Origin of the sequence: Sphingorhabdus rigui (assembly GCF_014196595.1) — a bacterium.
GTDB classification, from domain to species: domain Bacteria; phylum Pseudomonadota; class Alphaproteobacteria; order Sphingomonadales; family Sphingomonadaceae; genus Sphingorhabdus_B; species Sphingorhabdus_B rigui.
Map to the genome: position 1 here is coordinate 237,246 of NZ_JACIEA010000002.1, position 19,545 is coordinate 256,790.

The window sequence follows — 19,545 nt, forward strand, 5'->3', positions numbered from 1 at the left end:
AGCTAATAAGCCAGACTCGTCACCCTGAACTTGTTTCAGGGTCTTAATGTCCCAGCGTTGGGAAGTAAGATGCTGAAACAAGTTCAGCATGACGAGTGTAGAATATGGAACCATCTCATGCCCAAACCTCAGGCTTGGCAGCTTAACCCTCCCAGCTATCCGTTCAGCCATCGCACCGAAACGCGGTTTGCGGATATGGATGTTCTTGGCCACATCAATAATGTGTCGATGGCGGGGCTGTTTGAACATGGCCGTGGCATGTTCAACCACGCCATTGAGGTCCAGCGCCGCGCGCCGGGTCAAAGATGGCTGATTGCCAGCGTCAATCTGGACTATATTGCCGAAGCGCATTTCCCTGAGCATGTCGACATCGCCAGCGGCATCGCGCGGATTGGCAACAGCAGCTGGGATATCGCATCCGCAGCCTTTCAAGGCGGCGAATGCAAAGCCACCTGTATCACGACCATCGTGCTAACCAATGCCGACGGGTCAGCGCCTATCCCTGATGACCTCAGAGAAGAGTTCGAAAGGCTACGCGTTAAAGCGGCTTAATCAACAAACGTAGCTGAGCGCTTCTGCATTCCCGCCATAACCGCTTCGATCTGGTTGGGCGTTCGGATCACGCGCGCTTGACGGACGCTTTCGGCCATCAAGATCGCGTCTTCGTCCATGTCGCTATATTCGTTGAACAGCGCCTTGGCCTCACGCATCGCGCCCGGATTGCGGTCCGCGATTTCACGGGCAATGGCCATGGCGCGGGCGTGGGGGTTTTCATCCACGAACGTCGCGAAGCCCAAGCCCAGCGCCTCCGCCCCTGAAAACTCGCGATTGGTGTAGGTCAACTCGCGCAGCATATCTTCGCGCACCATGCCGCGCCATAAGGCATAGCCGCCCATGTCAGGGATCAGCCCCCATTTCATCTCCATCACCGCAAGCCGGGCATCAGGCGCAATCACGCGGATGTCGGCACCGCTGGCAATTTGCAGGCCGCCGCCAAAGCACACGCCGTGGACTGCGGCAATGACGGGCATAGGCAGCTTGCGCCAAAGCATCGCGACTTGCTGAAATGTGTTGGCATTGCCGTGCGTCCGGTCTGTGAGGCCGCCCATGCCGCTGTTAGCGCTTGCACCGCCGCTTGCCATGCTGGCCATATCAAGCCCTGCACAAAAGCTGCGTCCTTCACCCGACAGCACCACGGCGCGCACGCCTCTCATCGCTGCAAGCTCTTCTCCGGCAGATATGATCCCCTGAAACATGGCCGGGTCGAGCGCGTTCATTTTGTCGGCGCGGGTAAGCCGCACATCGGCCACGTGGTTTTCAACGGTTATGCTAACGCGGTCGTTCATGCGGCGCTCCTATTCAACGCAAATTCTACCAAAGGCAGTTGGTCATTACCAAAATACATATATGTTTTGTCGACAAAAATCGTAGGCGAGCCATAGCCACCGCGGGCAATGACTTCATCCGTATTCGCGCGCAGCAGCGCCTTTACGTCGTCTGATTGCGCACGTGCGCGCAAGGCATCCCCATCCAGACCGACGCTGTTGGCCACCGCAACCAGCACATCGGGATCATCAAGATTTTCCTGCGCGCCAAAATAGCTTTCGAACGCCGCTTTCGTAAACGCGTGCAGTGCGGCTGGATCATCGGCAAGGCCGCAGGCCATGCGCATTGCATTGACGCTCTTGGCGGGGTGATATTGGCTTGGGAAGTTCAGTGCGACGCCGGCTAACGCTGCCCAATCGCGTAGTGTTCTCCAACTGTGGAGCAGCTTTGGATTGTCGGATGCTTCGCGGGCGGCATAGACAGCCGGGTTGACCGCGTTGAACACGCCGCCGACCAATATAGGCCGCAACGTCATCGTCGCCCCTGTACGGTCGAGCACACCCATAATGTTCGTGAACGCCAAATAGGTCCATGGGCTTGAAAGATCGTAGAAAAATTCAACGCGATCGCTGTGCATTCGATCCTCCCGATATTGCATCCTGCTTTAGCATTGCCGAACATTTAATGAAGCGATTAAATGCGCAATTGCCACATAACATTATGTTCCCGGACTGGTCGGTGAATATACACCATTCGCCGCATCACGAACCAATTGTCTGCGGTGTTAAATTGACATTAACCATATGCCGTCACAGGGGTGTGGGCAGATAAGAATGTCCGGGTGGATAAGGGCAGGGTCGTGGATATAGTTCTGAATGCTTGAAGGCAAAGATACACACTTTGCCGCGGCCGCCGGGAACGGAAGCGTGATGCTTGCCGATGCCATGGTTGCACCCCTGCGCCAGACCACCGAAGCATCTTGGCGCGAACGTCTTGCCCAACTCGACCTCGTCCCCGACCTTGGCGAAAATATTGGCTCCGTCCGCTGGTTTCGCGGTCTTGGAACGCTAACCCTATTAAGCGTTGCTGCACTTGCGCTCCTCCCCGATTTTGGACCTATTTACGGCCCGCAACCATCCATCGCGACGGAAGCCGAGTTCGAAGAAGCACGCGCGCAGATGATCATGCCGATTGCTTATGGCAGTGACAGTGGCAAACGCATGGCGGCGACGGACGCGGTTGTTGCCCTTGCCGGAAGCCCGGAGCGTCCCCGCATCGAATTGACAGCATCCTTGGGCCGCGGTGATAGCTTTGCTCGGGTCCTGCAGCGCGCTGGCGTTGGCGGCAATGAAGCCAATGATGTCGCCAACATGGTTTCAGGCGTCACGTCGCTATCGGATATTGAACCCGGCACCCCCATCAATATCGTACTCGGTAAACGCTCTGCGCAAAATCAGCCCCGGCCTTTGGAATCCGTTGCCTTTCGGGCACGATTTGACCTCAATCTCGCTATCAACCGCGAAGGTGGTGCGCTCCGGTTAAGCCGCGAACCGATTATGGTCGATGACACGCCGTTGCGCATCCGCGGCACAGTCGGCAGCCAGGGCATTTACCGGTCAGCGCGCGCAGCGGGTGCACCTGCCAGCGCCATCCAGGATTATCTGAAAGTCATTTCGGGCCGCATGCCCTTGTCGGCAATTCGCGCGACCGATGAATTTGATATCATCATTGCTTACAAGCGCGCTGAAACGGGTGAAGTTAAGGTCGGCACTCTTTTATATGCTGGCGTCGACCGCGACGGCAAATCGCCAGTTCAGATGCTCAAGTGGACCAATGGCGACAACAGCCAATGGTTCGAAGCGTCGGGTGTGGGTGAATCGAAAGGCGCGCTCAGCCGCCCAGTTAACGGCGCTGTCACATCCGGCTTTGGCGGCAGACGCCACCCGATTTTAGGCTATATGCGCATGCATAGCGGTCTCGATTTTAAAGCCAGCTATGGCCAACCCATTTTTGCGGTGACCGATGGTGTCGTTGCCTATGCCGGGCGCAAGGGCGGTTACGGCAACTTTGTTCAGCTGAACCATGGCGGCGGCCTTGCCAGTGGCTATGGCCATATGAGCCGCATCGCCGCACGACCCGGAAGCCGCGTGCGGCGCGGGCAGATCATCGGCTATGTGGGGTCAACGGGTTTGTCGACGGGTCCGCATTTGCACTATGAATTATATCGCAACGGACGTGCGGTGAACCCGAATTCGATCAAGTTTACGCAGCGCGCGCAACTGGGGGGAAGCGACCTTGCACGCTTTAAAGGCACGCTTCAGCGCCTGAAATCGGTCAAGGCAGGTGCAGCGCTCGCACCATTGCGCACACAGCCCAAGAGCACTGACGAACCGAAACGCGAAATCGACCGACTGACCCTTCAAATCGACCATTCGCGGACCAACGGATAAGCCATTGAGGATGCGGCCTAACACCGCTACCTGTCCTTCATGAGCAACACATCCTTTTTCCCGAACACCCGTCTGCGCCGTACGCGCGCCACCCAATGGAGCAGAGCCATGGTCCGTGAGACCATGCTTTCGCCTGCAGATCTTATCTGGCCATTGTTCGTCACCGAGGGAGAGGCGGTTGAAGAGCCGATTTTGTCTCTGCCCGGCGTATCGCGCTGGTCCGTTGACCAGATTGTTGTCCGCGCCGCGGAAGCTATCGATCTTGGCATCCCCTGCATCGCATTGTTTCCCAACACCCAGCCAGAACGACGCAGCGAGGACGGTGAAGAGGCGCTCAACCCCGACAATCTCATGTGCCGCGCCATCCGCGCCATCAAACAGGCACATGGCGATGCAATCGGCATTTTGACCGACGTCGCGCTCGACCCGTATACGTCGCATGGGCAGGACGGCTTAATCGACGATGCCGGTTATGTGTTGAACGACGAAACGGTTGCCGTGCTTGTCGATCAGGCGATAAATCAGGCCAATGCCGGCGCGGATATCATCGCGCCAAGCGACATGATGGACGGACGCATTGGCGCCATTCGCAAGGCACTCGAAATGAATGGCCATCCCAACGTCCAGATCATGTCCTACGCCGCAAAATATGCCAGCGCGTTCTACGGCCCGTTCCGTGACGCCGTTGGCTCAAGCGGCCTGCTGAAAGGTAACAAGAAAACGTATCAGATGGATCCAGCGAACAGCGATGAAGCCATGCGCGAAGTCGCTATGGACATTGCCGAAGGTGCCGACAGCGTCATGGTCAAGCCCGGCCTGCCCTATCTCGATATTGTCCGCCGCGTGCGTGACCAATTCGATGTGCCCGTATTCGCGTACCAAGTGTCCGGTGAATATGCGATGATTGAGGCCGCCGCTGCCGCTGGTGCTGGTGACCGCGACGCGCTTGTGCTGGAAACGCTGATGGCATTCAAACGCGCCGGGTGCTCCGGCATTTTGACATATCATGCCGCACTGGCCGCGCGTTTGCTCACAGCGTAAAATATGAACGGCACCCAAGCACGAAGCACCCGGCGACACATGCGCGTGGACCGATGATTATGCATCGGTGTTGCCACATCTTTCACTATGGAAAATCCGATGATCAATAACCGTACCGACATCAGCATTGTCACCGTCAATGGCAAGACCCCACAGATTCACGACAGCGCATTCATTGCGCCGGGGTGCCGCATTATCGGTGATGTCACCATCGGGCCGGAGGCCAGCATCTGGTACAATTGCGTCATCCGCGCTGAAGTGAACCGGGTTGTGATCGGCGCCCGAACCAACATTCAAGACGGCAGTGTCGTACATTGCGACGGCCCAATGCCCGGCGTTGAAGATGGTTTTCCGACCATCATCGGGGATGACGTGCTCGTTGGCCACAATGTCATGCTGCACGGTTGTATCCTGCACGACCGTGCGTTTGTCGGGCTGTCGTCAACGGTCATGAACGGCGCCGTGATTGAGAGCGATGCCATGCTCGCGGCAGGGGCAATGCTCACCCAAGGCAAATGCATTGCAGCGCGGCAATTATGGGCCGGGTCGCCAGCGCGTTTTGTCCGCGATCTGGACGATGCGGCCGTTATGGGGATGCGGATCGGCGTTGCGCATTATGTCACCAACGCCAAGCTACATGCTGCTGCGACAGCCGAGGCTTAAAACTTCGCCCTAACCGTAAAACGACCATTGATCGGCGCGCCGGTCGAGATGTTATTATTATTGTGCGCGTCCGAATAATAAGCGGTGTCGAACAGATTTTCGACATTCAGCTGAAGCTGAAACCGGTCATTCACATCATAATATAGTGCCGCGTCCACCCGTGTGAATGCAGGCAATTTGGTTGTCGTCGCGGATGTGCGGATGGCCGCATATTGGCTCGACTGATGGATGATGCCGACACCTGCAGCAAACGTGTCGGAAAATTCATACCGGTTCCATAGACTTGCCTGATGCTTTGGCACTTGCGCCAGACGCACCGCATTATTGCCCGCCAGCACAGCGTCCTGATAGCTGTAGCCGCCATGGACTTGCCATTGCGATGTTACGCGCCCTGTCGCAGCTAGCTCAATCCCTTGGGTCCGGGTTTTGCCGATATTGATGCTGGCAAGCGGATTGGCGGGGTCCGGCGTCGTCGCATTGCTGCGATCAAGCTGGAACGCTGCAAGGGTCAGGTTTAAATTTGGCTGGACATCCCATTTGGCGCCGATTTCAAGGTTGGTGAATTTTTCCGGAGCCAGATTTTGCTGTGTAACCGTCAGCGCCAGGAACTGGTCACCTGACCGCGGTAGGAATGATTGGCTATAGCTGCCGTAAAGTGACATGCTTTCCTGCGGTTTGAAAATCAGCCCAAGACGCGGGCTAACCTTTTCATCCTTACGTGCAAAAGGCCGGTCGATTGCCGGCAGCAGATCTGCACCGCTGATATCAAAACTGTCGTACCGAAGCCCTGCGACGACATCGATATGTTCGCCAAAGCTAATCTGGTCCTGCGCATAAGCAGAGAAGAACGTCACATCAGAAACGCTGTCACGTGCCAATGTGTTAAAGGATACTGTCGGAAAAACCGGGTTCGAAAGGTCCAATGTCGCATTTGAAAGCGTTCCATTGAGCCGACGGTTGGCCGATTGCTGGTCGCCATATTCGGCGCCAACGAGAATTTTGTGCGAAAGCGCGCCTGTTTCGATATCCCAGACCACATTTGCTTGGGCGATGACATTTTCGCGTTGGGTGGGGTCACTGTAGGCCGCAAGAGCAACCGTTCCATTTTGTGCCGTCGCCGCGCCATTTGCGAAGACGTTCAGATAAATTTTGTCGTAATCGCCATAGAGCATGGTGCCGCTGAAATTGAGGTTTGATGCCAACTGGCCGTCCAGCCGAAGCTTGGCAATGTGCGCCTCAAGTCGCGTGCGATTGACACCGGGGACGCCGAAAAACTGATCACGGAAACCAGCAAGGGGACGATTGGGTTGGCCCACACCCGTCGCAACCGACGGGATGCCTCGGTCCGTCGTGCGGTCGTCATTTACATATTCGTAAGAGAGCCCGAGCTTCCAAACATCGTTCAGCCTGAAGGCGACATAGGGGTTCCAAGCATAACGTTCGCCGCCGACAAAATCGCGATGGCTGTCTAGGTTTTCGTACACCGCGTTAATACGCACAGCAGTGGATGCGCTTAACGGAGCGTTCAGATCCGCCGAGACGTCGTAGGCGCCGAAGCTGTTGACGCTCGCTTGTCCTGCATAAATGAAATCGTCGCTCAACGGAGCCTTCTGAACCCGGTTGATGATGCCGCCGCCACCGCCGCGGCCAAAAATCAGGGCATAAGGGCCCTTCAGAATTTCGACCCGCTCAATATTGTAAAGCCCGCGATAATATTGAACGTCGTCGCGCACGCCATCCAGGAAAAAGTCAGCCGTTGTGTTTTGCCCGCGCAGGGTAATTTGGTCGCGATTGCCTTCGCCTTGGCCCACGGTGGTTCCCGGAACATAACGCAAGATATCCGCCAGTGAGTGATGCGCCTGATCATCCAATTGTTCGCGGGTCACGACATTGATGGTCTGCGGAATATTGATGAGCGGCGTGTCCGTTTTTGTGGCCGTGATGGAATTGGACGCGAGGTAGCCGTCGCTAACACCCGTTACAATGATGGTCCGGCTGTCATCACTTGCCCCGTCATCAAACGCCACGTCTTCAGCGAACGCATGAGGCGCACTTATTGCCAAAGAGACAAAGGCGAAAACAGAGCAGGAGAGACGGAGCATTTTAGACCTTTTTATGGTTATTGCAAATGACTCGCAATTCGATTTGCGGTCACTATTGCGAATCGTTCTCATATGCAATTTAAAAATGGAAAAAAGCGCATTTGCTTTTGCGGGTCACCGATTTAGGTACATCGCGACGCAAACGACATATCGGGGATGACCATAATCATGAACGCAACAATCTGGCATAACCCCGATTGCGGGACGTCGCGCAAGACCCTCGCACTCCTTCAAGAAGCGCCGGGTGTGACGGTCGAGATTATCGAATATCGTAAGCAACCCTTCACCCGCGCAAAGCTTGAACAATTGTTCAAAGATGCAGGCCTTACGCCACGCGAAGCGCTGCGAACCCGTGGTTCACCCGCTGAAGAGTTAGGTTTAATCGATGGCGCGTCTGCCGATCGCATATTGGACCATATGGTTGAACACCCAATCTTGGTCGAACGGCCATTTGTGGAAACCGACAAAGGCGTTCGGCTATGCAGGCCCCAAGAAAAGGTGCTCGAACTGCTCTAGGGCTACCCAAGGGTATCCTTCACGGCCTTAAACCGATTTGGGTAGATTATCAGGAACCCGCAACACCGCCGCCATCTTCAGAATGGCGCGGCGATGCAGACAATTAAGCCGCGATTGCGTAGGGCTGAATTTCACCGGACAGATACAGATTACGCGCTTTCGCACGGCTCATTTTGCCTGAGCTGGTCCGCGGCAATGTCCGCGGTGGAACCAATTCGATGACACAGTTCATTCCCGTCACCGACCGAACCTTGTCGCGGATCTGCTCACGCAGCTTTGCCCGCTCGGCTTCGTCAGTAGTACGGCACTGGACCAGCACAGCAGGCGTTTCCTCGCCGCCCGGCGTCGTCACGGAGAAAGCCGCGATATCGCCGGCTTTAAATCCAGGCAGTTGTTCAACCGCCCATTCAATGTCCTGTGGCCAATGGTTTTTGCCATTGATGATGATCATGTCTTTGGCGCGGCCCACAATATAAATGTAGCCGTTCGACAGATAGCCCATGTCGCCCGTGTCCAGCCAACCGTCGACCATACAAGCGTCGGTCGATTCCTTGTCGCGGAAATATTCCTTCATCAACGAAGGCCCTGTGCACCACACTTTGCCGATCGTCTTGTCGGCAAGTGGCTTAAGATTTTCGTCGCGGATTTCGATGGTCATGTCTTTTACAGCGCGGCCGCAGTTAACGATGGCGCGATAACGGATGGGGCGATCTGGCGCACCGGGATGGCCCGTTAGTTCCGTCTCTTCGACAAGCTCAACTTGAATACCTTCGCCGGGTGGCATGATAGACACAGCCAAGGTTGTTTCAGCCAAGCCATAGCTTGGGAGGAAGGAGGACGCCTGGAAACCCGCATCGCCAAATGCATCGACAAAAGCCTGCATCACGTCGGGGCGGATCATATCCGCACCATTGCCTGCAAGGCGCCATTTTGCGAGGTCAAAGCGATCATTGACCTGTGTCTGGCTGGAAACCCGCCGTGCGCAGATATCATAGCCAAATGTCGGTGAGTAGCTGATGACCGTGCCATCCGCGGCGCTAATAACATCAAGCCACGCCAACGGGCGACGCGCGAAATCTTCGGTTTTCATATAATCGGTCGAAACTTGGTTTGCGACGGGCGACAGGAAACAACCAACAAGGCCCATATCATGATACCAAGGCAACCATGACACGCAGCGATCATTCGCCGTCAATTCCATGCCATGCGAATGTGCCGACAGATTGTTCAGCAGCGCATTGTGCGTAACAGCCACGCCATGCGGGAAACGGGTCGAGCCGCTGGAATATTGCAGATAGCAAATTTCGTCGGTCTGCGCCGAAGGAAGCTCGGACTTTACAGCAATGCGATCGCCGAAGCTTTCCCAATCAATGCCTTCGACATTGCATGCGCTGGCCGCGTCATTGGCCATGTCGGCGAGTTCCGCTGGAAAGAACAGTATCTTGGGGTCACAGCTCTTCAACTGCACGGACAGCTGGTCCACATAGCTTTCTTTACCGCCAAATGACGTTGGCAACGGCAGTGGCACTGGCCATGCGCCGGCATATACGCAGCCAAAGAACAAGGCCGCAAAATCCGGACCGGTCTCGGCGACCAAGGCAATCCGGTCATCTTTGCGGACACCATGGCTGATCAAGCGATAGGCCATGTTCAGCGCGTCTTCGCGCATTTCGCTGTAGGGATAAGGGCGGGCCAATTTGCCACGCATGTCGTGGAAGTTGAGACCACGCTGCCCTTGGGCGGCATAATCCAATGCCTCACCTAAGGTCGCAAAGTCAGAAAAACGACGTGGCAAACTGTCCTGCGTTGGCGTGGATGCGCGTTCGCTCATAATTTTTCCCATAGCAAATAGGGCGGTGCCCGATAATTTTATTGTTAGTCTACGCCATTACGCGTCGATACCAGTTCAAATTTCGACCCGACTGTGGCAAGAATAGGGCGTGAACAGCCCACGTGCCGCCAAAAAACCCGCTCCGCCGTTAAATGACGAGAGACTTAGACAGCTGGCGCTGCATTATGTTGGCAAATACGCGACCACACAAGCAAAACTCGGCACCTATTTAAACCGCAAAATTCGCGAGCGCGGATGGGACGGGGAACGCGGCGCAGACATCGCGATGCTGGTCGAACAATTCGCCGCACTCGGCTATATAAACGATGCCCAATTTGCTGAGGCACGAAGCCGGTCATTTGTGCGCCGTGGCTATGGCGAACGGCGATTAAACGAAGATTTGCGCGCAAGCGGCATTGGTCAAGCGGATGCCATCCCGGCAAAAGCACACATGGAAGAAAGCACATTAAGCGCCGCAGAAAACTTTGCGCGGCGCAAACGTATCGGTCCATTTGCCCAAGAAGCGGCAACGCCAGAGAAACGCAATAAACAACTGAACGCCTTTTTGCGCGCTGGACACAGTTTTGAACTGGCCAAACGTTTTGTTTATGCTGAACCCGGGGACGAAATCGGCGACTGGATTTAGTCGTAGACGCGGTCTGCGGTCGCCACTGCCTCCGACGCCCGAAGCGCAGATATGATGCGCATAAGGTGCTGCAAATCATGCACCTCCAAATCTATTTCAAAGGTATGAAACTCGGCGTCGCGCGCGGTCAAACGCAAATTGATGATGTTCGCCTTGTGATAGCCAAAAATGCCCGCAATTTCACCCAAAGTGCCGGGACGATTGTGAATGATCGTGCGCAATCGCGCCGACGCGCCATCGCTACCCTGCCCCCAACTGAGGTCCACCCAATCGGCGTCGGCTCCGTTAGCAAGACGGTCACATTCGATCGTATGCACTTCAACCGGCTGTCCTGCCAACCTGAGCCCAACGATGCGGTCGCCCGGAATGGGGTGGCAGCATTCACCGAGGTGGTAACCGACGCCCGGCGTAAGGCCGCGTATAGAGATGGCGCGTTCTTGACTTGGAAAATCAAGCGCGATGCCATCCGCGTCAAAGCCCGGTACCAACGCCTCCATCAGCGCGCGGTCATTAATCTTGCCAAGGCCGATGCGATGCATCAGCTCTTCCTCGTCCTCAAGCTTCAGCCGGTTCACCGCGGCCGTTAAGGCTTTCTTGCCAATTTTTCCCGGCATACGTGCAGCAACTTCTTCGTAAAGCTTGCGCCCAATCGCGACCAGCTCATCGCGTTCGCGGTGCCGCACATGTCGGCGGATTGCAGCGCGCGCCTTACCTGTCGTCACGAAGTTAAGCCAAGTCTGCTGCGGTTCCTGCGCCTTGGATTTCAGGATCTCGACCATATCGCCATTGTTCAATTGCGCGCGCAAAGGAACATGGCGCCCATTCACTTTTGCGCCAACGGTCTTGTCCCCAAGATCGGTATGCACGGCGTATGCAAAATCAACGACCGTTGAACCCTTGGGCAACTGATGCAGCGCACCCTTTGGGGTAAAAGCAAATATCCGGTCCTGATACATCGCCATGCGGGTGTTTTCGAGGATGTCCTCGGCATCTTGGCTGGTTTCAAGAATTTCGATGAGATCGCGCAGCCACGCAGCCTGCCCATCGGGCTTATCCGCTTGCTTATAGGCCCAGTGGGCAGCCAAGCCATGTTCCGAACTTCGGTGCATTTCGGCGCTGCGGATTTGCACTTCGACGCGCATATTTTTGGCGAACATGATTGTGGTGTGCAGCGATTTATATCCGTTGCGCTTTGGCGTTGAGACGAAATCCTTAAACCGCCCCGGCACCATCTGCCAACGCCGATGCAGCACGCCCAGCGCGCGATAGCAGTCTTCGGTGGTCTCGGTTATCACGCGAAAGGCGTTGATATCCGTCAGCTGCTCGAACGCAACATGGCGTTCCTGCATCTTTTTCCAAATCGAATAAGGATGCTTTTCGCGGCCGGAGATTTTGATCTTCAGCCCCGCCTGCTCCATTTCCCAAGCAATGGTCTGGTTAATCTGGTCGATTTCAACGTCGGCCTTATCGCGGATCTGTTTCAGACGACCCGTAATCGTCTGATAGGCTTCGGGTTCCAGCTGTTCGAACGCGAGCAGCTGCATTTCGCGCATATATTCATACATACCAATCCGCTCCGCCAGCGGGGCATAGATATCCATCGTTTCTTTGGCGATACGACGCCGTTTTTCGGGGCTTTTGATGAAATGCAGCGTCCGCATATTGTGCAGGCGATCGGCAAGTTTGACCAGAAGAACGCGGATATCGTCCGAAATGGCCAGCAGGAACTTGCGCAAATTCTCCGCAGCGCGTTCGTCGTCGGTCTGCGCTTCGATTTTCGAAAGCTTGGTAACGCCGTCGACCAAGCGAGCGACTTCGGAACCGAAGCGGCTTTCAACATCTTCGATGGAGGTGAGCGTATCTTCCACCGTGTCGTGGAGCAGCGCGGTGATGATCGTGTCCTCATCCATTTTGAGGTCCGTCATTAACCCTGCGACTTCGACCGGATGGCTGAAATAAGGGTCGCCAGATGCCCGTTTCTGCGCACCATGCATCTGAACCGTAAAGACATAGGCACGGTTGAGCCGATCCTCATCGACATCCGGGATATAGGCCCGCACCCGTTCAACCAATTCATATTGCCGCATCATAGCCTCCAAGATGTGGCTTTTGCGCTGCGTTGCAACAAGAAACTTAAAAACATAGTCGATTTAACAACAAATTATGCGCTGGCTGCTTGTGCATGGCGCATGTGACAACGCCTGCTCCAACAAAAAATGCACCGAAATATGGCGTCCGCGATGTTTCGCGTATGCCCATATTCCGGTGCAGTTGTCTCGGCTCATAGCGTCAAAAAATTGCCGCAGGTTAAAAAGGAGGAGAGAAGAGCCGAATGTGTTAATTGAGAGGTTGGCAGATTAAGCGCCAGCGTTACAGGCAGCGAGTTCGTCGGCTGTAAAGACGCGATCACCAGCGGTGAATGCAGATACTGAACCCAATTTGCGGGCGACACTGATGCACATATTCTTTGCTGCTGTCGACGCCATTGGCGCGCGGCATGCAGTGCCTTCGCACTTTACAACAACGCTACGCAGCAATTCTTGCTTCGATGCGGCTGGCTGCGCCAGTTCGATTTTGTAGTATGAGCCGTTGCTTGCAGCTTGCGCCTGCGTTGGAACACCGAACAGCAGTGTAGCACTGATCACAGATGCGGCAGCAAGCGCGCCCAAACGGCCGGAAACTTGGGAGAGAGTCATAATCTTATCCTTTTAGCTTTGCTAAACGAGCACAACGATGGCCGGTGCTATTGTCCCCTAACCCTCGTTTTGCGCTTCTGGAAAACCAGTTGCGAATCGCTACTTATTAGATTAGGTTTTTAGTTGCAACTTAAAACTTAAATGGGGTTGCAAAATTTTTCGGGTCGGCTCACGCTGTGCGTTAGAGGATAAATATATGGGCGAGTTGCGCGAGTCACTACAGGATATTACCGAGTGTGGGCTACCGACAGCTTTGGAGGCGATGGGCGAACGATGGTCGTTCATGATCTTGCGCGCTGCCTTCAATGGTATCCGCCATTTTGAAGATTTCCTCACGGAAATCAGCATTGCGCGTAACATATTGGCCAACCGTTTAAGCCGATTGAGCGAAAGCGGCATATTGCATCGTACGCCCTGCCCTGATGACCGTCGTAAAGTGGAATATCGCCTGACCGAAAAAGGGTTGGATTTGCTGCCCACCATGATTGCGTTGCGCCAATGGGGCGAAAAATGGGGGACGGGCGTGCCATCCAATCCGGTTTTGGTCGATGAGCTGGATCATCAACCTATCCTGCCGGTCACGATAAGAAGCCATGATGACCGCGTTCTTGGCCATATGGACCTATGCTGGATGAACTCGGCGGATATCAAGCCCATTAGCAATGCCGTGTTTGCCGAACATGATGATCGCGTGCGAAAATTAAGCGCCATTTAAATTGCACTATTGACGCTCTGTACAGCAGCATTGAACTTTTGTGGCGAATCTGTTACACTCCGCGCCGACAGGCCAAAAATGGTCGATAACCGCCTTCCTATCATGGGATTGAGCGGATGATGACGTAAGGGACGAATGCCAACTGTCTTATGGACAACAAGATGTTGTCAGCGAGCTTATTCTCCCGAATAATCAGAAAGGTCGTAATATGACGTCCACCGCGGCGATGTTTGATGTAGGCGATTATGTGGTGTATCCCAAGCATGGGGTTGGTCGCGTAATCGAGCTTCAGGATTCCGAAATCGCAGGGATGCAGCTTCAGCTTTATGTGCTGCGCTTTGAAAAAGAAAAAATGACGCTTCGCGTGCCCTTCAACAAGGCCGAAGGCGTTGGTATGCGCAAGCTGTCGAGCGACAAGACGCTCAAAGAAGCAATGCATACACTCACCGGCAAGCCTAAGGTAAAGCGCACCATGTGGTCGCGCCGTGCCCAGGAATATGAAGCGAAGATCAACTCCGGCGACCTGGTTTCGATCGCTGAAGTGACCCGCGACTTGTTCCGCCCCGATGACCAGCCTGAGCAGAGCTATTCGGAGCGTCAGATTTTTGAAGCGGCATCAAGCCGTTTGGCGCGCGAGCTCGCGGCAATGGAAAAGACCGACGAAAAAGCGGCTCTCCAGAAAATTTTGGCTATTCTAAATGAAGCGGCTCCGCAATATTACGAAAAAGCGGAATAACCAGCTTCCTTAACGGAAAATTTGAGGGGCGCTGGCAACGGCGCCCTTTTTTTTCGCTTTGTTATACCACATTATGCCCAGCCTGACGTCCTCTTGCGGCACGTCTAAACAGAGGCATGTTCAATCTCATCATCTGGTATGACGGCGCATGTCCGCTGTGTGTGCGCGAAATCGCACTGATGCGGCGCCTCGATTGGCAGCGAAAAATCGACTTCCAAGATATTGCGCCAGACACGGCGATATGCCCGCTTGACCGGCAACTGATGCTTGATCGTCTTCACGCCTGTGAAAATGGCGTGATGCTATCGGGTGCGGCTGCATTTGCGGCCATGTGGCGGCATATCCCCCTACTTAAGCCGCTGGGCTGGCTTGCGCGAAATCCCGTTATTTTGGATATATTTGAGCGGCTTTATGTCCGCTTTCTGAAAATCCGTCCTTATTTGCAAAAGTGGCTGGCATAACGATGATGAACGATGTTTTTCCCGCCTCGCGGAACGCCGCGCGCGCGCGCCTTGCGCAGTTCATACCCGGCGCAGGACAGAACTATGCCTTTGGCCGCAACACGGATCCGGGGCCAGGGCAGCCAAGTGCGGTCTCCAAGCTCTCGCCTTATCTGCGCTATCGGATGATCACCGAGCAGGAAGCCGCCCAAGCTGTTCTGGAGCAGCACAGCCTGCCAGCAGCGGAAAAGTTCATTCAGGAAATATTGTGGCGCACTTATTGGAAGGGTTGGCTGGAAATGCGCCCGTCCGTGTGGACGCAATTTCAGGAAGAACGCGACCGGCAGCGCGATAGTTTCCCCAATGCGCGCGCAATCCGTAACGCAGAGGCTGGGCAGACCGGCATTGAGGGCTTTGACGATTGGGCACGCGAGCTTGTCGAAACGGGCTATCTGCACAATCACGCAAGAATGTGGTTTGCCTCAATCTGGATTTTCACACTGCGCCTGCCATGGGCGTTAGGTGCGGACTTTTTCCTGCGCCACTTGGTTGACGCCGACGCAGCGAGCAACACATTGTCATGGCGTTGGGTGGCTGGCCTGCAAACCGCTGGCAAAACCTATCTCGCGACAACGGACAATATCGCGCGCTATACCAATGGACGATTTGCACCAAAAGGGCTGGCAACGACGGCCGTCATCCCACCTGATCTGACCGTCGCAAATCCGCGTCCCATTCCCTTCGCAGCGCAATGGGACAGGCAAAAGCCGGCATTGTTGTTGGTAACACCGGATGACCTGAACCCAGAGTCGCTCTTTGCTCCATCGGCGTCCATCAAGGCGGCATTTATTGCCGCCGATGCCTCCACCTTATGGGGCGACAATGCACGTGGCTTCGTCGCAACCGCGTCACGTGACGCGGCAGAACGGGTCAACACTGCGTTTCAATGTCCCACGGATATTCTCGATACCCTGAATGTCGAAACCTTGATCACACAGGCAAAGCAAGCCGGCGCCGAACAGATCATCACCGCTTACGCTCCGGTGGGCCCGGTTGCCGACCTGTTCGCCAAATTCTCTCCGCGTCTGGAACAGGAAGGCATAACGCTGGTCCAAACCCGTCGAAGCTGGGACGAGAAATTCTGGCCACATGCGACCAAGGGCTTTTTCCCCTTCAAAGAAAAAATTCCGAAAATTTTGGGTGAAATAGGTTGATAGGACGACTTGCAATTTGCGCTTGAGTTAGCCCCCCTAAGTGTATTATAAACACAATACACAAGGAGATTATCCCATGCGTAAAATCATATTGTTCCTGCCGCTTGCTGCACTCGCCCTCCCCGCGTGTGGATATTCCGTTTCGGACGCCATCGATGAAGTGAAAAGTTCTAACGCCAGCGGATTTGAGGACGGAAAGACTATCTCTTCAACCGCAACAACGACTGAAGCATTCACGATGGTCAAGGCCCTTGGCCCCGACAATATCATCTTCGTAACCGGCGACACCTTCACCATCAAGGCAGCGGGCAATGCAAAAGCCATTGGCACCCTGCGTTACATATTGGACAATGGCGCCATCAAAATTGGCCGCATCAAGGGCAATTGGTTCGGAGACGAAGGCAAAGCTGTCACCATCACCATCACTGCGCCCAAATTAACGGCCGCGTCGCTGGCAGGCTCCGGCGATTTCACTGCAGACAAAATGGAAGGTGACGCTGTTGAGGTCAAAATCGCAGGATCAGGTAGCCTGAAAGTCACGCAAGTTGTCGCCAAAACATTGGAAACCAAAATTGCGGGATCCGGTGACGCAATCATTTCCGGGACGGCTGAAAACGTCAATTTCTCGGTTCTTGGATCGGGCAGTATCAATGGGCAAAAACTCACCGCAACGAATGCCGAAGTGTCAATCGCAGGTTCGGGCGATGTAAGCATTAACGCCACCGGCAAGGTTGAAGCAAAGGTCGCGGGCAGCGGCGACATCAATGTTACAGGTGGCGCAACCTGCGCCTCAAAATCCATGGGCTCGGGAGACATCAATTGCTCATAAATCTGCAGAAGCGCAGCGCATGAACGGTTGGTGGGACCGGCACGTCGTGCCCCGCCTAATTGGTTGCGCCTGCACGCAGCCTGCGGTGATGCGTGATCGCGCAAAAGTTGTTCCGCGCGCTGCCGGAGACATTCTGGAACTGGGCTGCGGCGGCGGAACCAATCTGCAGTTTTACGACTGGTCGCAGGTGCGCACATTATCGGGGGTTGATCCCTCACCGGAATTGCTTGGCCGCGCACAAGATGCGCTCTTGCGATCGGGCCGAAGCGCAAATTTCGCAAACGGCATTGCAGAGGCGCTTCCGTTTGAAAGCAGCAGTTTTGACTCGGTCGTCACCACTTTCACATTATGTTCGGTTCAAGATCCAACCGCCGCATTGTCGGAGGTCCGGCGCGTCCTACGCCCCGGCGGGCGGCTGATATTTTTGGAGCATGGCAAAGCGCCAGACCCTGCTGCGGCAATATGGCAAAATCGGATTGAGCCGGTTTGGAAACATATTGCCGGCGGATGTCATTTGACCCGACCCGTAACTGGGGCCATATCTGATTCTGGCTTTGTGTGTGATGCGCCGCAAGGACATTATATGAAAAGGACACCGAAATGGCTTGGCTGGGTGGAATGGGGCGAGGCAACATTGGCACATTAATTGTTGCCATCTCGCTGTCCGTCGGATTTTTTGCGGAAAGGCCCGTGTTGGCCGACGAACGCAAAATCCTCGTCGCCAGCTTTGAAAATATTCAAGTCATCGGCGATATGAAAGTACAGGTGCAAACGGGCAAAGCGCCATCCGCGAGAGCCAAGGGTGACAAAAGGGTGCTCGACGCCCTGAAGCTGGAACGTGTCGGCATGACGTTGCGTGTGCGTCTTCAGGGTTCTTTGAACAACGAACAGGGCGTTCCGATGACACAGCCGCTTGAGGTCATGCTATCGACTCACGCGATTAAAGACATGGCGGTCAGCGGCAATGGAAGCGTGCAAATTTCCGAGGTAAAGCAACAAGACGCCGCCCGCATGCTGCTGGCGGGTAACGGCTCCATTTCGGTCGAACGGCTACTCACCGACCAATTTTCGGCCGACATCGACGGAAACGGACGGATTGAGATAAAGGCCGGCAAAGTCCGTGACGGGCGCGTCACATTGAATGGCGCCGGTCATTTTGACGCAGCCAATGTACCTATGCGCAATTTGCGGCTCGAACATATCGGCAATGGGGAATCCCGCGTGCATGTCGACGAAGCCGCCAATATCTTCAATCGCGGAACCGGAACGATCAATGTAGGTGGAAACGGCAGTTGTTTTTTGAAACAGGCCGGAAGTGCCGCAATAAACTGTGCCAAAATCGAAAAAGGATCGCCTAAATGAATTTACGTAAGCTTGGCAAAATGGGCCTTTACGCCACCGCCCTTTCGCTGGCCGCGTGCACAATGCCTGCCAATGGCGGAAACCAGACCGCAGGGTGCAAACCCGGAACGGGCGCAGGTCGGTCTGCCGCTGGGCTTGAACAAGTGACATTGTGCGTCACCAGTGGCGCAAAAACGCGGGCGTTCACGGTCGAACTTGCGCAGACATCGATGGAGCAGGCCAGGGGATTGATGTTTCGTACCGAGCTTGCGGACAATGCCGGCATGGTCTTTCCCTTTCCTGAACCGCGCATGGCAAGCTTTTGGATGAAGAACACGGTGATCCCGCTCGACATCATCTTTGTCCGGACCGACGGCACGATTGAGAGCATCGCCGAAAACACAATTCCTTATTCCACAATACCGGTTTCTTCGGGTGAACCCGTTGGAGCCGTGTTGGAACTGCGCGGCGGGTTATCCGCCGAGCTTGGTATTTCGGCGGGTGACACGGTTAAATGGACCGCAAAGTAAGGCAAATAGGGATTGCACCGAAACGTGCTTGCTCCTAATCGCGGGTCCATGGGTATTCTCGGTAAAATCTTCACTTGGTGGGACGGTGCCACCATCGGTACGGCGATCTACAGCTGGCGTAAGGGCAAAGCTGTGGGCAGCGATGCCGAGGGAAACAAATATTATCAGTCGTCCGACGGTAAGCGTCGCTGGGTCATCTACAATGGCGCGAACGATGCAAGCCGCGTAGCGCCCGACTGGCACGGATGGTTGCATGGCACCCATGATGGTGATCCCGAAAGCTATTTGCCGCCCGTACGTGGCTATGAAACACTGCCTGAGCCCAATTTGACGGGCACGGACCGTGCCTATCGGCCGGCAGGATCGATACAGCGTGGCGGCCATCGTGCCCGCGCGACTGGCGATTATGAGGCGTGGAGTCCCGACGCATCATGATTCGCCGGCACAGCCTGCTGCTGCTGCCGTTGCT

General features: G+C 55.1%; 21 protein-coding genes. 15 read left to right on the forward strand and 6 right to left on the reverse strand.

The annotated features are described in order from the left end of the window. Positions 1–117 precede the first annotated feature (117 nt). Positions 118–552 (forward strand): acyl-CoA thioesterase, encoded by a 435-nt coding sequence (locus GGR91_RS08645; RefSeq protein ID WP_183941799.1) that lies wholly within the window; start codon positions 118–120, stop codon positions 550–552. On the opposite strand, the gene GGR91_RS08650 is transcribed toward GGR91_RS08645, so the two are convergent. Both GGR91_RS08650 and GGR91_RS08655 read right to left on the reverse strand, forming a co-directional pair. Beyond that, complete coding sequence (locus tag GGR91_RS08650; protein ID WP_183941800.1) at positions 549–1,346, reverse strand: crotonase/enoyl-CoA hydratase family protein; 798 nt, start codon at positions 1,344–1,346, stop codon at positions 549–551. The two genes, GGR91_RS08645 and GGR91_RS08650, sit on opposite strands and share 4 nt — an antisense overlap. Further along, positions 1,343–1,963, reverse strand: coding sequence for a 2-hydroxychromene-2-carboxylate isomerase (locus GGR91_RS08655; RefSeq protein ID WP_183941801.1), 621 nt, complete (start codon positions 1,961–1,963; stop codon positions 1,343–1,345). Before GGR91_RS08655 ends, GGR91_RS08650 begins: the two co-directional genes overlap by 4 nt. A 238-nt stretch (positions 1,964–2,201) precedes the next feature. On the opposite strand from GGR91_RS08655, the gene GGR91_RS08660 reads away from it, so the two are divergent. The 3 genes from GGR91_RS08660 to GGR91_RS08670 all read left to right on the forward strand — a co-directional run bounded on the left by GGR91_RS08660 (position 2,202) and on the right by GGR91_RS08670 (position 5,480). Beyond that, positions 2,202–3,776: a M23 family metallopeptidase gene (locus GGR91_RS08660; protein WP_183941802.1), complete on the forward strand. Its 1,575-nt coding sequence runs from the start codon at positions 2,202–2,204 to the stop codon at positions 3,774–3,776. A 39-nt stretch (positions 3,777–3,815) separates the two neighbouring features. Beyond that, a complete protein-coding gene (hemB, locus tag GGR91_RS08665) occupies positions 3,816–4,817 on the forward strand; it encodes a porphobilinogen synthase (RefSeq protein ID WP_183941803.1) in 1,002 nt (333 codons plus the stop codon). A gap of 99 nt (positions 4,818–4,916) precedes the next feature. Next, on the forward strand, positions 4,917–5,480 hold the full coding sequence (locus tag GGR91_RS08670; protein WP_183941804.1) for a gamma carbonic anhydrase family protein: 564 nt from the start codon (positions 4,917–4,919) through the stop codon (positions 5,478–5,480). Here GGR91_RS08670 and GGR91_RS08675 read toward each other — a convergent pair. After that, positions 5,477–7,507: a TonB-dependent receptor gene (locus tag GGR91_RS08675; protein WP_322788798.1), complete on the reverse strand. Its 2,031-nt coding sequence runs from the start codon at positions 7,505–7,507 to the stop codon at positions 5,477–5,479. The two genes, GGR91_RS08670 and GGR91_RS08675, sit on opposite strands and share 4 nt — an antisense overlap. 243 nt (positions 7,508–7,750) lie before the next feature. On the opposite strand from GGR91_RS08675, the gene arsC reads away from it, so the two are divergent. Beyond that, positions 7,751–8,098 (forward strand): arsenate reductase (glutaredoxin), encoded by a 348-nt coding sequence (gene arsC / locus GGR91_RS08680; protein ID WP_183941806.1) that lies wholly within the window; start codon positions 7,751–7,753, stop codon positions 8,096–8,098. Between the two features lie 103 nt (positions 8,099–8,201). Here arsC and GGR91_RS08685 read toward each other — a convergent pair whose 3' ends face one another. Then, complete coding sequence (locus GGR91_RS08685) at positions 8,202–9,929, reverse strand: fatty acyl-AMP ligase (RefSeq protein ID WP_246337126.1); 1,728 nt, start codon at positions 9,927–9,929, stop codon at positions 8,202–8,204. 109 nt (positions 9,930–10,038) lie between these two features. Here GGR91_RS08685 and GGR91_RS08690 point away from each other — a divergent pair, with 109 nt between their 5' ends. Beyond that, entirely contained in the window at positions 10,039–10,575 is a 537-nt protein-coding gene (locus GGR91_RS08690) for a regulatory protein RecX (protein ID WP_183941808.1), read from the forward strand. Here the strand turns inward: GGR91_RS08690 and GGR91_RS08695 are convergent. Both GGR91_RS08695 and GGR91_RS08700 read right to left on the reverse strand, forming a co-directional pair. Then, the gene (locus GGR91_RS08695) at positions 10,572–12,665 is read right to left on the reverse strand and encodes a RelA/SpoT family protein (protein WP_183941809.1); all 2,094 of its coding nucleotides are present in this window, start codon (positions 12,663–12,665) and stop codon (positions 10,572–10,574) included. The genes GGR91_RS08690 and GGR91_RS08695 overlap by 4 nt on opposite strands. 267 nt (positions 12,666–12,932) lie before the next feature. Continuing rightward, on the reverse strand, positions 12,933–13,271 hold the full coding sequence (locus GGR91_RS08700; RefSeq protein WP_183941810.1) for a CC_3452 family protein: 339 nt from the start codon (positions 13,269–13,271) through the stop codon (positions 12,933–12,935). A gap of 196 nt (positions 13,272–13,467) precedes the next feature. On the opposite strand from GGR91_RS08700, the gene GGR91_RS08705 reads away from it, so the two are divergent. From GGR91_RS08705 to GGR91_RS08745, 9 genes are all read left to right on the forward strand, one after another. Next, positions 13,468–13,986: a winged helix-turn-helix transcriptional regulator gene (locus GGR91_RS08705; RefSeq protein WP_183941811.1), complete on the forward strand. Its 519-nt coding sequence runs from the start codon at positions 13,468–13,470 to the stop codon at positions 13,984–13,986. Between the two features lie 208 nt (positions 13,987–14,194). Further along, positions 14,195–14,722 carry a CarD family transcriptional regulator gene (locus GGR91_RS08710; RefSeq protein WP_183941812.1) on the forward strand — a complete coding sequence of 176 codons (528 nt, stop codon included), beginning with the start codon at positions 14,195–14,197 and terminating at the stop codon, positions 14,720–14,722. A 116-nt stretch (positions 14,723–14,838) separates the two neighbouring features. Continuing rightward, on the forward strand, positions 14,839–15,183 hold the full coding sequence (locus GGR91_RS08715) for a thiol-disulfide oxidoreductase DCC family protein (protein ID WP_183941813.1): 345 nt from the start codon (positions 14,839–14,841) through the stop codon (positions 15,181–15,183). Between the two features lie 2 nt (positions 15,184–15,185). After that, positions 15,186–16,376 carry an FAD-binding domain-containing protein gene (locus tag GGR91_RS08720; RefSeq protein WP_183941814.1) on the forward strand — a complete coding sequence of 397 codons (1,191 nt, stop codon included), beginning with the start codon at positions 15,186–15,188 and terminating at the stop codon, positions 16,374–16,376. Positions 16,377–16,452: 76 nt separating this feature from the next. Then, a complete protein-coding gene (locus GGR91_RS08725; protein ID WP_183941815.1) occupies positions 16,453–17,205 on the forward strand; it encodes a head GIN domain-containing protein in 753 nt (250 codons plus the stop codon). Between the two features lie 19 nt (positions 17,206–17,224). Then, positions 17,225–17,851, forward strand: a complete 627-nt coding sequence (locus GGR91_RS08730; RefSeq protein WP_183941816.1) for a class I SAM-dependent methyltransferase — start codon at positions 17,225–17,227, stop codon at positions 17,849–17,851. Beyond that, positions 17,806–18,567 (forward strand): GIN domain-containing protein, encoded by a 762-nt coding sequence (locus GGR91_RS08735; RefSeq protein ID WP_183941817.1) that lies wholly within the window; start codon positions 17,806–17,808, stop codon positions 18,565–18,567. Before GGR91_RS08730 ends, GGR91_RS08735 begins: the two co-directional genes overlap by 46 nt. Beyond that, positions 18,564–19,076, forward strand: coding sequence for a DUF192 domain-containing protein (locus GGR91_RS08740; RefSeq protein WP_246337127.1), 513 nt, complete (start codon positions 18,564–18,566; stop codon positions 19,074–19,076). The genes GGR91_RS08735 and GGR91_RS08740 overlap by 4 nt, the downstream gene beginning before the upstream one ends. Before the next feature lie 48 nt (positions 19,077–19,124). Then, a complete protein-coding gene (locus GGR91_RS08745; RefSeq protein ID WP_183941818.1) occupies positions 19,125–19,511 on the forward strand; it encodes an NADH:ubiquinone oxidoreductase subunit NDUFA12 in 387 nt (128 codons plus the stop codon). Positions 19,512–19,545 lie beyond the last annotated feature (34 nt).